The sequence below is a fragment of the Bacillus sp. GC_Bacil_1 genome (genome assembly GCF_026540675.1).
Classification (GTDB): Bacteria; Bacillota; Bacilli; order Bacillales; family Bacillaceae_G; genus Bacillus_A; species Bacillus_A cereus.
In genome coordinates this window covers 129,854-144,772 of the sequence record NZ_JALNUG010000016.1, presented here as the reverse complement: position 1 = coordinate 144,772, position 14,919 = coordinate 129,854, and the positions used below count along the sequence as shown (strand labels likewise).

Here is a 14,919-nt window from a genome sequence, read left to right as displayed (position 1 = left end):
CCGCGCTGAATACCGAACTTGATTGCTGCTCCAATACCACCAGCAATGGCTTGATCTAATCCGAATGCACCATTAAATATTTCCATGAAAATGCTTGGTAACATATTGAAGTTTTTTATAACAACAAAAACAGCCACACCGATATAAACGATTGCCATTGGAGGAACAATCATTTCTGTAATACGTGAAATGCTCTTAATACCACCAAAAATAATGACTGCAACTAATAAGGCTAATAGAGCTCCTACGATTGTTCGCTCTAGTCCAAAAGCATTTTCAAACGCTATTGTTACTGTATTCGCTTGTACTGAATTGAAAATTAATCCGTACGCAATTGTAATAAGAAGTGAGAACCAAACACCCATCCAGCGTTTGTTTAATCCTTTTTCCATGTAATATGCCGGCCCACCACGGAACCTGCTACCATCTTTTACTTTATAAATTTGAGCGAGCGTACATTCTACGAAACTAGTAGCTGCTCCGATAATTGCTATAAACCACATCCAAAATATTGCGCCAGGTCCACCCATCGAAATTGCTAATGCCACACCGGCTAAGTTCCCGATACCAATACGTGCGGCTGCACTTAAGCAAAATGCTTGGAATGGGGAGATGCTATCTTTCTTTTTTTCTTTTCGATTAAACCCTTTACTAATTAAGCTGACCATCTCACTGAAATGAGTAATTTGGACAAATTTTAATTTAAAAGAGAAGTAAAGACCGAAGCCGATTAGCATTGCAATAAGAATATATGACCATAAAATATTATTCGTTACCTCAAGGAATCTGCTAAAGATATCAACCATATAATACACTTCCTTTTTTTCGTAATAAGAAAATTATATGCAAAAAATATACGAGAATCAATTTTTCTAAAAAATTATGTTACTTAAATCGTTTTTGTGTTATGATTATGTTACATCGTAATATTTTTAGAATTATTTACATTTTAAAAAACTAAATTTAAAGCGGGAAAGTGGGGATAATTTGAAAGAAGATTCTTTATTGAAAGTAAGCCTTGAGAGTTTGAAAATGAGAAGTAATATATTTTTTATCATTACATCTTTAAGTATCTTTTTAGGGTCCACTTATTATTACAATAAAAGATTTCCAAGTCACAAATATCCTGAGTGGTTAGAATTTCTAAAGTTGATTGGATGAATAAAAGACAGAAAAACAGAAAATTAAAATAAACAAGTTATGGAGGAGCTAAAAATGAATATTAGAGAAAGTGAACTTCCGGGTATTGGTTATAAGTTTCAAATCGTTACGAAAGGTAACGAAAAGATGGTAATTGTCATTCATGATGATGGACGTAGAGAAATGTATCATTTTGATTCAGACCATGAAGAAAGCATCTCAAGTATTTCACTACGTGACTCAGAGGCAAGACAAATCGCAGCAATATTAGGTGGAATGGTATATAAGCCTAGGGCGTTAGAAAATGTTGAGATGGTTTTTGAAGGTTTAGCGATTGAGTGGTTTAAAGTGGAGAATACAGCTCCAGCAATCGGAAAAACAATTGGCGATCTTGAAATAAGAAAAACATATAGCGTAACGATCATCGCAGTTATGAAGAAGAACATGAAGAAGTTATTTAATCCAGGACCAGAAACAGTAATTGAAGAAGGAGATATGCTTGTAGTTTCAGGTGAGAGAGAAGAAATAAAAAAAATCATTAATGAATTACTTTCAAATAGGGGGGATTGATTATATGGATACGTTAATTTTTGAAGTTGGTACAGCTTTAGTTTTAGTGGCAATTGCAGCAGTAATTGCTGGGAAATTTAAATTCTCAGTAATTCCTTTTCTAATCGTTCTTGGAATGTTAGTAGGACCGCATGCACCGACAATAGGTGTTATCGATCTCAAATTTATTGAAAGTGCAAGTGTAATTTCCTTCCTTGGACGAATTGGGGTTCTATTCCTTCTATTCTATCTAGGATTAGAATTTTCAATGAAAAAACTAATTAAATCTGGACGCTCTATTGCGATTGGCGGAACGATTTATATTTTAATTAACTTTTCACTTGGTTTGTTATACGGATTTATAATGGGATTCCCATTACTAGAAATCTTAATTATTGCGGGTATTATTACGATTTCTTCTAGCGCTATCGTTGCTAAAGTGTTAGTGGACTTAAGAAGAACTGGTAATAATGAAACCGAATTAATTTTAGGAATTATTATGTTTGAAGATATATTCCTTGCTGTATATTTATCAGTTGTTTCTGGTTTAGTACTTGGGGATCACGCTTCCTTCTTAGGTGCCCTTACTTCAATTGGAATTGCTTTAGGATATATGCTTCTATTCTTTATAGTAGCTAGAAAGGCTACGCCGTTATTAAATAAATTGCTCAATATTAGCTCAGATGAAATCTTTATTATTGTAGTATTTGCTTCGTTATTCTTCATTGCTGGTTTTTCAGAAACAATTCACGTTGCAGAAGCAATTGGAGCACTTCTACTGGGGTTAGTTTTCTCTGAGACAGAGCATAGTGACCGAATTGAACATCTTGTTGTTCCATTTAGAGACTTTTTCGGAGCTATTTTCTTCTTCAGCTTCGGGTTAAGTATTGATCCATTCTCATTAGGCGGAGCGATATGGTTAACGTTAGGTGCTGTCCTTCTTACGATAATCGGTAACTTTGTAGCAGGGATGATTGCAGGAAGACAAGCTGGATTATCTCATAAAGCATCAACAAATATCGGATTAACAATCGTTTCAAGAGGAGAGTTCTCCATCATTATGGCTAATATCGGTATCGCCGGTGGTTTAATGTCAGTCTTAAAACCATTCTCAGCACTATACGTGCTTATACTATCCATTTTAGGCCCACTTCTGACAAAAGAGTCGAAGAATGTATATAAATTCTTAAATAAAATCTTTAAGTGGGATACGAAAACTAACTAAATTAAAAAAAATAAAAGTACAAGATATTTCCTGCTTGTACTTTTATTTTTGTAATGAAAACAGTAAAGAGAGGTAAATGATGTTAGGAGAGTTGATTCATTCGGTTTTAGTTTTTTTAGAAGGACTTGGTTATTGGGGAATTATGCTTGGATTAATGCTAGAGGTTATTCCAAGTGAAATCGTATTGTCTTATGCGGGTTATTTAGTATCAACAGGAAGCATTACATTTTGGGGCGCTGTCGCGTTCGGTACAATTGGTGGTGTAATTGCACAACTATTCATTTATTGGATTGGTCGATATGGAGGAAGACCTGTTCTTGAGCGATATGGAAAATATATTTTAATTCAGAAGAAACATATTGATTATGCTGAAGATTGGTTTAATCGTTATGGAACTGGCGTTATCTTTACCGCACGTTTTATTCCGGTTGTGCGTCATGCTATTTCGATACCAGCGGGTATTGCGAAAATGTCACATGCTAAGTTTATTACGCTAACTACATTAGCTGTTATTCCGTGGTCCATTGTGTTTGTATATTTAGGTTTTAAATTAGGAACAGAGTGGGAAAGTATTAATAAAGTTGCGGGGCCATATGTGAAATACTTTGCACTTGCTGCTATTGTTTGTGCAATTAGTTATTTTGTATTAAAAAAAATAATGAAAAAAAAGTGATTACAGAAAAGGAATCTATGTCGACGTAGATTCTTTTTTATTGGCATTTTTTCAAGGATGAAAGAATACGTTTAATATTTACCATATTGTGGCATACATATAGAAAAAGGGTGCTTGGAAAGGGGAATAAAGAGAAATGGAACTCCAGTTTGAAAATGTATATCAACAGGTAGAGAATTGGTATGTGTTGGATTCGGAGCTTCCTTGGGATGTCAAAAAGTTGAGAGAGGATTTGTTTTCTCTTATTGAAGTATGTAAAACGCCCGTTATTTTTTGTGATACGTGTGATGCAAACGATGTGCTTCTATCATTAGGAGAAGAGGAAGAAGAGTTCCTATTCCCAGTAGGTGGTTTTTATCATAAAGAAAAGCAATTAATTTTCGTTTGTATATGGGAAGAGTATGAGCAAGTTCTCAGAACGCTACTGCATGAATTCCGCCATGCGATGCAGCATAAGAGAGATATATTGTATGTGGGAAGTGAACGGTACGAAGAGCGGTGGATTGAAAAAGATGCGAGGAAGTTCGCGGAGAGGAAATTGGATGAATATAAGAGTAGAAAGTTAATGTAAAGCATAGTGGAGAAATAGCGCTGTGCTTTCTTTTTACTTATTAAAAATAAGTATTTGACTTTTATAAGGTTTAGTTCTAAACTAATGGTATGAAACGAGCGAGGTGATGAAATGAAAACAGAAGATAGACTAGGGCTGCTATTATGGTTTCGTTTATCACGTTTTTATAATAAGAGTATTCGTGAGACGAATCAGCATTTGAAGAAATGGAATGTATCTGCCGCCCAGTTTGATGTGTTAGCTCAAGTTGGAGGACATGATCGTTTAACGCAGCAAGAACTTGGAAATAAGCTATTTGTTACGAAAGGAAATGTAACGCAGCTTTTAAATAAAATGGAGCAGCTTGAGTGGATTTCGCGTGAACAAGAGGGTACTACGAAATATATTTCTTTAACAGAAAAGGGAAGAGCTTTATATGAGGAAATCGTCCCACCTCAAGAAACGTTCCAAGCAGAGAAGTTTCATAATTTAAATATAGAGGAACAAAAGCAATTATTAACACTACTAAAAAAGTTACAGTAAGAAAAAATTTTAAAATAAATCTCGAATTCGAGATAGTATGAGGTGAAGGCTATGTTTAGAAAAGTTGATCATAAAAATATGGGCAGAGCAAATCATGGCTGGTTAAATACACATTTTCATTTCTCTTTTGCTAATTATTATAACCCAAATAACATGAACTTCGGAGCGTTACGTGTTATTAATGATGATCTAGTAGCGGCACAAACTGGTTTTGATATGCATCCGCACCGTGATATGGAGATTATTTCTTACGTTGTAGATGGTGCTTTAACACACGAAGACAGCATGGGAAATCGCGGAACGATTGAGCGTGGACATGTTCAATATATGAGTGCTGGCACGGGTGTATTTCATAGCGAGCATAATTTAGGCAATGAAACGCTGCGTTTATTACAAATTTGGATTTTACCAGACCGTGCGGATCATAAACCAAACTATGGTGAGTTTAAATTTGATTGGAGCAAGCGCGAAAATGAATGGTTCCATATGGTATCTTCAGTAGAAGGAAATGCACCAATTCAAATTCACCAAGATGCGAATTTATACTCCTTATCATTAGAGGCTGGAAAAGAAATTCATTTTCCAGTGAAAGAAGGCCGTCAATTGTACCTTGTACAAATTGAAGGAAGCAGTGTAATCAATGGTGAAAATCTTGTTATGCGTGATGCAGCAGAAGCGGTAGAAGATATTCACATTCAAGCGAAAGAGCAATCACACTATTTAGCAATTGAATTGAAAAAACAATAAAAGGTTTATAGAAAAGAGGACATCCGATAGATGTCCTCTTTTTTGATTGGAATTGTCTGAAAAATGTTTCTCAATTTTTTGGTAGAGGTATCGGTTGTAAAAATCAGAATTTTATAAAAGTGTCAAAAATCTTTATGGGAATGGGGAATGTTATAGTGAAAAAGCAAGTCATTTCATCAGCATTAGCGTTAACTGTTATCGCCGGGGGATTTGGAGCGTTTGGGGCAACGACAACGAAAGCGGAAGAACAAAAAATTCAATATCATCAAGAATTTAAAACACCTGCATACATAGGTGAAGAATGGAAAGCACCGGAAGGGCTAGATAAAAAAGAGACGGTCTTTCAATACTTAGAGAGTAAGAAAGATATGTTTAAATTAGCAGGAAATATTGAAAAGCATTTTAATATCGTTGGGGAAGAAAAAGACGCTGAATCTGATACGACACATGTAAAGCTAGTTGAGAAACATAATAACATTCCTGTGTACGGTTCTGATCAAACTGTTACACTTGATAAAGAGAATAATGTAAAAGCATTCTTCGGACAAGTTATTCCGAATTTAGATGATAAAAATATTCCTGCAGCTGCAAGCATTACTGCGGAACAAGCAGAAACAATTGCTAAGGCAGATATTGAGAAAGAAATTGGTAAAGTAAAGAGTTATGACGGTGTGAAAAAAGATTTATTTGTATATGAAAAGGACGGTAATTACTACCTTGCATACTTAGTTAAGGCATCGATTTCAAAACCAGCTCCAGGGTATTGGCATTATTTTGTTGATGCAACAAATGGAAAAGTTATTGAGAAATATAATGCTGTAGATCACGTTACAGGGTTTGGCTACGGAGTATTAGGTGCTAGACAATCATTTGAAATTGCTCAAGATGAGAAAACAGGAGCATTCAATTTATTTGATGGTAAGCGTGGACAAGGTGTTCATACATTTGATGCAGAAAATATGGATGAAAACTTGTTTAATTTATTCTCACAATGGCTTGGATATACAGGCGAAGAAGTTGAAAGTAAATCTAAGTTCTTCGAGGATAAAGCTGCAGTCGATGCGCATGTAAATGCAGGAAAAGTATATGATTACTACAAAAAGACATTTAATCGTAACTCTTTCGATGATAAAGGTGCGAAGCTTATTTCTACTGTTCACGTAGGGGAGAGCTGGAATAACGCAGCTTGGAATGGTGTGCAAATGATGTATGGTGATGGCGATGGAAAAACATTCATTCCATTATCTGCGGGACTTGATGTTATCGGTCATGAATTAACGCATGCTGTAACTGAACATACAGCAAACCTTGTTTACAAAAATGAGTCAGGGGCGTTAAATGAATCGTTATCTGACATTATGGGTGTTATGGTTGAGAAGAAAAGCTGGGATTTAGGTGCTGACATTTATACACCTGATAAACCAGGCGATGCACTTCGTTCACTAAAAGATCCAGCATCTATTCCAAACCCATTAAAACCAAGTGAAGGTTACCCAGATCACTATAGTAAACGTTATACTGGAACAGCTGATAATGGCGGCGTTCATATTAACAGTAGTATTAATAATAAAGCTGCTTATTTAGTATCTGAAGGCGGAGATCATTACGGTGTGAAAGTAACTGGAGTGGGCCGTGAAGCGACAGAAAAAATTTACTACCGTGCGCTTACGAAATATTTAACTGCAAACTCTGACTTCAAAATGATGCGTCAAGCTGCTCTTCAGTCAGCTGAAGATTTATATGGTAAAAACTCTAAAGCTGTACAAGCTGTAACGAAAGCTTATGATGCAGTAGGCGTAAAATAATAAGAGAAAAAAACCTGACTAGAGTGTCAGGTTTTTTTTCTTTATCCAGCTAGTCGCGAATACCTAATGCGATTTTCGCCATACGTGACATACGTTCTTTCGACCACGGTGGATTCCAAACGACATTTACTTCTATTTCATTGACTTCAGGTACGTTCGTTGATAATACTTTTTTAACGTCTGATACGATTTGCCCAGCCATTGGACAACCGATAGAAGTCATAGTCATCGTAATGACAGCATTATTATTTTCATCTGCTGTAACATCATACACTAATCCAAGATTAACGATATCAACACCTAGTTCAGGGTCAATAACAGCTTCTAAATTGGCAAATAATTTATTTTCAAATGCTTCTTGTGACATAAGCAGCCCCTCCTACATTTTAATGATATCGATTCTCATTATAACGGAAATGAGCATAATGTGCAGGAAATGAGCTCAAAAAAATATCCCTCTTTGAAAGAGGGATATTTTTTTGAAAATCTATTCTGTTTTAAAATGAGATACGAGTTGATCTAACTCTTCAACTGTTTGTTTCATTTTTCCAGCAGTTACTGTCATTTCATTCATAACGATAACTTTCTGTTCAGCAGATTGTGCCGTTGCGGCGGTTTCGCTGGATACTTCAGTCGAGATAGAAGCGATGTTATTAAGTGAAGCGTTCATTTCTTCAGCACTTGCAGCCATCTCTTCAGCAGTTGCTGATATATCTTGCATTTGAGTAGATACTTTATTTACTTGTTCTACAATTGTTGAGAAAGAAGTACCAGCTTCACGAATAACATTAATGCCTTCAAATGCTTCAGAACGGCCTTGAGACATCATAGAGCTAGCAGTTTCTGTATCATTTTGAATTTGATGTAGTAATTGATTAATGTCTGTTGCAGCTGTTTTAGATTGTTCAGCAAGTTTTCGAACTTCGTCAGCTACGACAGCAAATCCTTTTCCTTGCTCGCCAGCACGAGCTGCCTCAATAGAAGCATTTAAAGCAAGTAAGTTTGTTTGCTCAGCAATATTAGAAATAGATTGTACAGCAGTATCAATATATTTCGTATGGGTGATTAGACGTTCAACCACTTCTGACGTAGCATTTACAGCTTCGTGTATCGTTGTCATTTGTGAAACAGATTTTTGGATAACGGTACTTCCATCGCTAGCATGTTCAGATGTGGCAACAGCAAGTTCCGCTACAGATGAAGCAGATTCAGCAATACGCTGAACACTTACTGCCATATCGTCCATTGCAGTTGAACTTTCTTCCATACTAGAAGTTTGTGATTGAATACTTGCATTTAAGTTAGACATCGAGCTTTGGACTCTTACTGTCGCCTCACGTGATGTATTCGTTTTTTCTAGCATATTTTCAGAAGCAGTTTGTACTTCCACTGATGTTTTTTGAACACGATTAATGATATGTTGTAGGTTTTCTAACATTTTATTAAATGATGCTGCGATAGCACCGATTTCATCGTTGCTATTTACTTGTAGACGTGCCGTTAAGTCACCTTCTTGAGAGGCTAATTCTTTTAGTTTCGTGTCAATTTGTTGAATCGGTTTCACAAGTTTACCAGAGAACCACCATGCAAGAATAATTGCAGCGACAATACAAATAACAAGTGATAAGAAAATAACATATTCGATTAAGAGTGCAGATTGGTCAATTTTTTCAATAGATTGTTCACGTAATTTAGCTTGTTCATTACTGTAATTTGTGAAGTCACCAATTACTTTATAGACAGTTCCGTTCTCTGAAGAAGCTACTTGTAAAGCTTCTTCCCATTTTTGTTCTTTTGCAAGAGTGAATACTTTTTCTTCAACGAACTTTCTCCAAGTAGACCCTAATTCCATTGTGCTTTTTACGGACGAAGAAGCATTTGGATTAGAAAGAAGTTTATCTTTTGAATCCTCAAGACGTTTACTCATCTCATTAAACTTGTCTAATTCGACTTGATCATGTTGTAGTAAATAACCTCTTAAAGCAGAGAGCTGTACTTGATAAGCGTCTCCACGTTCTTTCAATTCTGTTGCCAGTGGAGAAATTTCTTTTTGTAATGTTTCAGCTTTACGAGATTGGTCGATAGCAAAAAATAAAATAAAAGCTAAGGCGATACCAAATAAAGCGCAAATCGTTCCCATCATGAACATAAGTTTTTTTCTGATACTTACAAAATTCATATGATAAAAAGCCTCCTTTGTGAAATCTTAGTATTAGGATTAATTAATGTAAAAAATTGAAAGAAAGCTTTACTCCAGTTGGAATAAAGCTTTCTTATTTCCTTTAGGAATTATAGCAGACGGAATGAGAGATAGAAAGAGATATTTTAAAGTGAAAAAAGAGAGACTGTAAAACTTTCTTTCTTATACCTTTGAGCTTGTGTCATTTTCACTTTAAGCGTTTGTTTTGAAATGAGAAACGAGAACTTCAAGTTCTTGTACGATTGTTTTCATTTCAGATGATTTGTTAGCCACGATACTCATTTTGTTTACTTGATCACCAGCCGAATGTGCTGTTTGTGATGTTTCTGCAGCAACTTCGTTTGAAATAGAAGCGATATTATTTAAAGCTGCGTTCATTTCTTCAGAGCTTGCAGCCATCTCTTCAGCAGTTGCAGACATTTCTTGCATTTGCGTAGAGACTTTGTTAATGTGGTTAACAATTTCTGAGAATGAAGATCCAGCGGTACGAATAACCGTAATTCCTTCAGAAGCCTCTGCTTGACCTTGTGTCATCATGTCATTTGCTATTTTTGTATCAGTTTGAATTTGATGCAGTAAATGGTTAATATCAGTTGCGGCTAGTTGAGATTGTTCAGCAAGTTTTCTAACTTCATCGGCAACAACAGCGAATCCTTTTCCGTGTTCACCAGCACGAGCTGCTTCAATAGAAGCATTTAAAGCAAGTAAATTTGTTTGTTCGGCGATATTCGAAATAGATTGAAGTGCAGTATCGATATGATTTGTATGTGTAATGAGTCGCTCAACTACTTGTGAGGTAGCGTTAACAGCTTCGTTAATTGTATGCATTTGTGTAATAGATTTCTCAATGACTTTATTCCCATCATCTGCTTTTTCTGCAGTTGTGACAGCTAAACTAGTAACAGAAGAGGCGGACTCAGCGATACGCTGAACACTCGTTGCCATGTCATCCATTGCGGTTGAACTTTCTTCAATGCTAGAAACTTGTGAACGAATATTGTGTTCAAGAGCATTCATAGTTTCTTGGGTCCTTGCGGTATTTTCCATAGAAGCGGTTGTTTCGATAAATACATTTTCGGAAGCTTCTTTTACACTTGTTGATGTTTGTTGAACTTGTTTTATTATATGCTGTAAGTTAGTGAGCATTTGATTAAAGGAATTTGCAATGTCACCAATTTCATCTTTACTCGTTACGTGTAATCTAGCCGTTAAATCTCCATCTTGAGAAGCTAATTCTTTTAACTTCTCATCAATTTGTCGAATTGGTTTAACGAGTTTACCAGAGAACCACCATGCTAATAAAATAGACGTTAATGTACATGTAATGAGTGAGAAGAAAATAATATATTGAATAAGTGATGAAGAAGACTCGACATCAGCAATTAATGCGTCACGTTTCTCATTTTCTTCATTTGTATATTTATTAAAACGACCTAAAAGATCATTTACATAATCTGTTTGTGCTAAAGCAATTCTAGATGCTTCGTCCCATTTTCCTTCACGCGCAAGAGGGAGTACCTCATTATCTATGACGCTACGCCATTTTCCTCCCATTAAAATGGCTTCTTTCATTCCTTCTGGGAGCTTTTTGTCACTTGTTACTTTCTCTCTAGTATCAGCTAATTTTTTCCCTTCTCGGTTGAACTTATCTAATCCTTTTTGATCATGTGATAGCAAATATTCTTGTAAACCAGCAACTTGTCCTTGGAACCAATCGCCACGTTCTTTTAAAATCGTCGCTCTTTTCGATACATCATTTTTTAACGTTTCGATTTCACTTGCTTGATTCATGGCGAATGAAAGAATAACAATAAGAGCAATGCTAAATAAAGAAGAAATGCTTAAGAGTGTGAACAGTAGTTTTTTTCGAATACTAACATATTTCATCGTTACCCCTACCCTTATTTAAACTATTTATTATGATTTATAGATATTTAAAACGAAATTAATAAAAACATTATTATGAAGTTATTAATCTGTTCAATAAAAATTATAGCAGATAATGGAAGGAGTCAGATTGGTATTAGAAAAAGTTCTTAAAATGTATACATTTGCATATCATAAAATTCATAAATAAATATTAGAAATGCTATTGAAATTTGAAATGACATCATGTATACTTCTAATTAGTTGATAACGATTATCAGTATCAACTAAAAAACATTACTCTTCGTTATGTTGGTCATACCCCTTTTTGACGACGTAAGTCAGAGACGAAATGTTGAAATATCTTGTGTCCTATTCTACAGAATTATGGTAATCTCCAACCTCAACTTATATGCGTGAGCATGCAAAAAGGATCCTATCCGTGAAGGGATCCTTTTTTGCATGCTGTCGCAATTATTGTATATAGACCAGGGATACGTTCTTCGATTCCTTCTGGTGCAGTAGAAGGGAAGACCCATCTTTGATGAGATCCATGTTCTTCAACTAGTTTTTCAATTTTAAAACGTTCTTCCGCAAGTGTTGTAATGATTTCTCCTAGCGTCCAGCGACGGATGGTTGTTTTAGGTAGCGATTCTTTCTGTGCTTCTGTAAGAAGGATGCTATAAGCAACATCATCTTCAATTAATTCTTCATCGAAATAATTTCCACTTGCTCGAAATGATGGATGGTCTACTCCTAATAGCTTTGTGTATATTGGATGGTAATCGCGAAGGATAAGTATTCCACCTGGCTTTAGTAGTTGAGAAATTTTTTTGAAAAGTGGTTTTAAATCTAGAAAGTAATGAAGTACACCAAGCTCCAGTAATACGATATCAAATGATTTGGAGAGATTTACATCTAGTACATCAGAAACGATGTAATGAATAGAGACGTCTGCGGCGGCAGCAAGTTCATTTGCATATTTTGCATTACTTGCTGAAATATCAACAACTGTTACGTCAGAGCCTAAAAGGGCGAGAGCAACAGCTTTATTTCCTTTTGAGCCGAGTAAATTAATAATACATTTTCCTTTTGGAGATTGTATGTAAGGTAAATAATGTGCTACTTCGCGTGTGGGATCTTCCATGATTTTTTTTGCATAATCCTCCGGTGCCCCGTGGCGATTCGTCCAAGCTTCATAAGCAGCTGTATTCCAGCTTTTTTCATTTATAGTGCTTAGTTGTTTTTGGTTCAATGTTATCACTCCTTTTGTGAACGTATAGGTATTCGGCGGGAGGATGGGATTTCCTTTTCGTTCTGGATAAAAGTTTGATTTTTCTGTGATTAAGTCGTAAAATACTTGTTATACGTAAAAGCGTTGAAAAGGAAAAGTAGGATGAACACATTCTTTCCAGAGAGCTTCGGTAGCTGAGAAGAAGCAAGAATATTCATTTGAACAATGGCCTTTGAGCTTCGTCCTGAACTTATCAAATGATAATAGTAGGCGGCGACGAGAGTTGGTACTCGTTATCAAAACCACAGTATAAGAGCATAGAGCTCCGTACTTGTTAAGGCTAATTATGTGAGTGATTGGCGAAATAAGGTGGTACCGCGACTGTTTATACAGCCCCGCCCTTATCTTTTTTAAGATAGGGGTGGGGCTTTTTATATTTTAAAGGAGGAATATAAGATGAGTATTTTTATTGGAGGCGCTTGGCCGTATGCAAATGGTTCGTTACACCTTGGCCATATTGCGAGTTTATTACCTGGAGATATTTTAGCGCGTTATTACAGGGCAAAAGGTGAGAATGTGCTGTATGTTTCAGGGAGTGACTGCAATGGAACACCGATTGCAATTAGAGCAAAACAAGAAGGTGTGACAGCAAAAGAAATTGCTAATAAGTATCATGAAGAATTTCAGCGATGTTTTCGTGATCTCGGTTTTACGTATGATTGCTATACACGTACCGATAGCGAGCATCATCATGAAACTGTTCAAAAAGTTTTTTTACGTTTATTAGAAGAAGGCTATATTTATAAAAAAACAGTGGAACAAGCGTATTGTGAAACGTGTACGCAGTTTCTACCGGATCGTTATGTAGAAGGAATATGTCCATATTGCCATGAAGCAGCAAGAGGAGATCAATGCGATGCTTGTTCTGCTATTTTAGATCCTCTTGATTTGTTAGAAAAGAAATGTAAGTTATGTGGTAGTACGCCATCTGTAGAGGAAACAGAGCATTTCTATTTTGCATTGCATACATTTCAGGAGCAAATTAAAAAAGTTGTAGAAATCGCAAAAGAAAAAGGAACATGGCGTGATAATGCAATTCAATTAACGGAAAGATATGTAAAGGAAGGGTTACAAGATAGGGCTGTATCAAGAGATTTACCAATCGGGGTATCAATTCCAGTGAAAGGGTATGAAGATAAAAAAATTTACGTATGGATTGAAGCAGTGGCAGGATATTATTCAGCGAGTAAACATTGGGCTGAAGAAACAGGAAAAGATGATCAAGAGTTTTGGAATAGCGATGCGCAAACATATTATGTACACGGCAAGGATAATATTCCATTTCACTCCGTCATTTGGCCAGCGGTATTACTTGGAATAGGGGAAGAAGCAATCCCGCGTCATATCGTTTCGAATGAATATTTAACAGTTGAAAAAAGAAAATTATCTACAAGTAAAAACTGGGCAGTATGGGTGCCTGACATATTAGAACGCTATGATCCAGATTCTATCCGTTACTTCTTAACAGTAAATGCACCAGAAAATCGTGACACTGATTTTTCATGGCGTGAATTTATTTACAGTCATAATAGTGAATTGTTAGGAGCATATGGAAACTTCGTGAACCGCACATTAAAATTTATTGAAAAATATTATGATGGCACTGTACCAAAGGGGACTATTGATATAGAGCTGAAAGATAAAGTAGAAGGATTATATAAAAATGTAGGAGAGGCGATTGAGCAAACTAAATTTAAGGTGGCGTTAGAGACAATATTTGATGCAGTACGTTTTGCAAATAAATATTTTGATGAAAAGCAGCCTTGGAAACAAAGAGAAGATGATCCAGTTTCGTGTGAAGAAACGATTTATAACTGTGTGTATCTTATCGCTAATTTTGCAAATCTCCTTGAACCGTTTTTACCATTTTCAAGTGAAAGAGTTAGAAGCACATTGTCGATTATTAAACGAAATTGGGAACCGCAAAATACGTTGCCAAGTAGAATTGATAGCGTGCAGCCACTATTTGAGCGAATCGATGTAAAACAAATTGAGCATGAGGTAGGGAAGCTATATGGAGCGGTAAAGTGAAATATAGAAAAAGACCTTTCAAGTAAATGAAAGGTCTTTTGTTATGCAGTATGATTCTCTTTCTTATCTTTCAAAAAGAAAAGTACGGCAAGGATTACAAGAATAATAGCTGCAATATCATACGTTATTTTAAATGCAGTATTAAAGTTTAAGTACTCTACGAAAGGAGTTTTCACTGCTCCTGCATATATACAAACGGGAATGAGAAGTAAATCGTAAAATTTCTTTTCTTTCATATATCTTATTAGGAAGAAGATACACATAATAGCAAAAAATATGATGCTTAAAATAGTCAT

General features: G+C 35.7%; 14 protein-coding genes and 1 other annotated feature. Of the genes, 8 read left to right on the top strand and 6 right to left on the bottom strand.

All coding sequences use genetic code 11. The annotated features are described in order from the left end of the window. Positions 1-806 (bottom strand): alanine/glycine:cation symporter family protein (locus OXT04_RS22435; RefSeq protein WP_267417705.1); only part of this gene is annotated, 806 nt, incomplete at its 3' end. A 409-nt stretch (positions 807-1,215) separates the two neighbouring features. Between OXT04_RS22435 and OXT04_RS22430 the strand changes: the two genes are divergently transcribed. The 7 genes from OXT04_RS22430 (at position 1,216) to nprB (ending at position 7,232) form a co-directional block, all read left to right on the top strand. Then, entirely contained in the window at positions 1,216-1,710 is a 495-nt protein-coding gene (locus tag OXT04_RS22430) for a cation:proton antiporter regulatory subunit (protein WP_001026075.1), read from the top strand. Positions 1,711-1,714: 4 nt separating this feature from the next. Beyond that, positions 1,715-2,914, top strand: coding sequence for a cation:proton antiporter (locus OXT04_RS22425; RefSeq protein ID WP_000380223.1), 1,200 nt, complete (start codon positions 1,715-1,717; stop codon positions 2,912-2,914). Positions 2,915-2,993: 79 nt separating this feature from the next. Beyond that, entirely contained in the window at positions 2,994-3,587 is a 594-nt protein-coding gene (uptA, locus tag OXT04_RS22420) for an undecaprenyl phosphate transporter UptA (protein WP_000900217.1), read from the top strand. Positions 3,588-3,723: 136 nt separating this feature from the next. After that, the gene (locus tag OXT04_RS22415; RefSeq protein WP_000422785.1) at positions 3,724-4,158 is read left to right on the top strand and encodes a DUF3920 family protein; all 435 of its coding nucleotides are present in this window, start codon (positions 3,724-3,726) and stop codon (positions 4,156-4,158) included. 111 nt (positions 4,159-4,269) lie between these two features. After that, complete coding sequence (locus OXT04_RS22410) at positions 4,270-4,680, top strand: MarR family winged helix-turn-helix transcriptional regulator (RefSeq protein WP_000845480.1); 411 nt, start codon at positions 4,270-4,272, stop codon at positions 4,678-4,680. 51 nt (positions 4,681-4,731) lie between these two features. Beyond that, positions 4,732-5,427, top strand: a complete 696-nt coding sequence (locus tag OXT04_RS22405; RefSeq protein ID WP_000488934.1) for a pirin family protein — start codon at positions 4,732-4,734, stop codon at positions 5,425-5,427. 155 nt (positions 5,428-5,582) lie between these two features. Then, positions 5,583-7,232 (top strand): neutral protease NprB, encoded by a 1,650-nt coding sequence (nprB, locus tag OXT04_RS22400; RefSeq protein WP_000745120.1) that lies wholly within the window; start codon positions 5,583-5,585, stop codon positions 7,230-7,232. 49 nt (positions 7,233-7,281) lie between these two features. Here nprB and OXT04_RS22395 read toward each other — a convergent pair whose 3' ends face one another. From OXT04_RS22395 to OXT04_RS22380, 4 genes are all read right to left on the bottom strand, one after another. Further along, complete coding sequence (locus tag OXT04_RS22395; RefSeq protein WP_000076418.1) at positions 7,282-7,599, bottom strand: metal-sulfur cluster assembly factor; 318 nt, start codon at positions 7,597-7,599, stop codon at positions 7,282-7,284. A gap of 120 nt (positions 7,600-7,719) precedes the next feature. Continuing rightward, a complete protein-coding gene (locus OXT04_RS22390; RefSeq protein ID WP_016513203.1) occupies positions 7,720-9,411 on the bottom strand; it encodes a methyl-accepting chemotaxis protein in 1,692 nt (563 codons plus the stop codon). Between the two features lie 213 nt (positions 9,412-9,624). Continuing rightward, positions 9,625-11,319: a methyl-accepting chemotaxis protein gene (locus OXT04_RS22385; protein WP_063548969.1), complete on the bottom strand. Its 1,695-nt coding sequence runs from the start codon at positions 11,317-11,319 to the stop codon at positions 9,625-9,627. A 415-nt stretch (positions 11,320-11,734) separates the two neighbouring features. Continuing rightward, entirely contained in the window at positions 11,735-12,553 is an 819-nt protein-coding gene (locus OXT04_RS22380) for a class I SAM-dependent methyltransferase (RefSeq protein WP_075718585.1), read from the bottom strand. Positions 12,554-12,667: 114 nt separating this feature from the next. Continuing rightward, positions 12,668-12,938 (top strand) — a binding site (T-box leader). Positions 12,939-12,988: 50 nt separating this feature from the next. Here OXT04_RS22380 and metG point away from each other — a divergent pair. Continuing rightward, a complete protein-coding gene (gene metG, locus OXT04_RS22375; RefSeq protein ID WP_000021585.1) occupies positions 12,989-14,623 on the top strand; it encodes a methionine--tRNA ligase in 1,635 nt (544 codons plus the stop codon). Positions 14,624-14,664: 41 nt separating this feature from the next. Here metG and OXT04_RS22370 read toward each other — a convergent pair whose 3' ends face one another. Then, entirely contained in the window at positions 14,665-14,919 is a 255-nt protein-coding gene (locus OXT04_RS22370; protein WP_097821520.1) for a hypothetical protein, read from the bottom strand.

Coding starts and splice junctions, on each gene's coding strand:
- OXT04_RS22430 (WP_001026075.1), top strand. CDS start 1,216: ATGAATATTAGAGAAAGTGAACTTCCGGGTATTGGTTATAAGTTTCAA.
- OXT04_RS22425 (WP_000380223.1), top strand. CDS start 1,715: ATGGATACGTTAATTTTTGAAGTTGGTACAGCTTTAGTTTTAGTGGCA.
- uptA (WP_000900217.1), top strand. CDS start 2,994: ATGTTAGGAGAGTTGATTCATTCGGTTTTAGTTTTTTTAGAAGGACTT.
- OXT04_RS22415 (WP_000422785.1), top strand. CDS start 3,724: ATGGAACTCCAGTTTGAAAATGTATATCAACAGGTAGAGAATTGGTAT.
- OXT04_RS22410 (WP_000845480.1), top strand. CDS start 4,270: ATGAAAACAGAAGATAGACTAGGGCTGCTATTATGGTTTCGTTTATCA.
- OXT04_RS22405 (WP_000488934.1), top strand. CDS start 4,732: ATGTTTAGAAAAGTTGATCATAAAAATATGGGCAGAGCAAATCATGGC.
- OXT04_RS22395 (WP_000076418.1), bottom strand. CDS start 7,599: ATGTCACAAGAAGCATTTGAAAATAAATTATTTGCCAATTTAGAAGCT.
- OXT04_RS22390 (WP_016513203.1), bottom strand. CDS start 9,411: ATGAATTTTGTAAGTATCAGAAAAAAACTTATGTTCATGATGGGAACG.
- OXT04_RS22385 (WP_063548969.1), bottom strand. CDS start 11,319: ATGAAATATGTTAGTATTCGAAAAAAACTACTGTTCACACTCTTAAGC.
- metG (WP_000021585.1), top strand. CDS start 12,989: ATGAGTATTTTTATTGGAGGCGCTTGGCCGTATGCAAATGGTTCGTTA.
- OXT04_RS22370 (WP_097821520.1), bottom strand. CDS start 14,919: ATGACTATTTTAAGCATCATATTTTTTGCTATTATGTGTATCTTCTTC.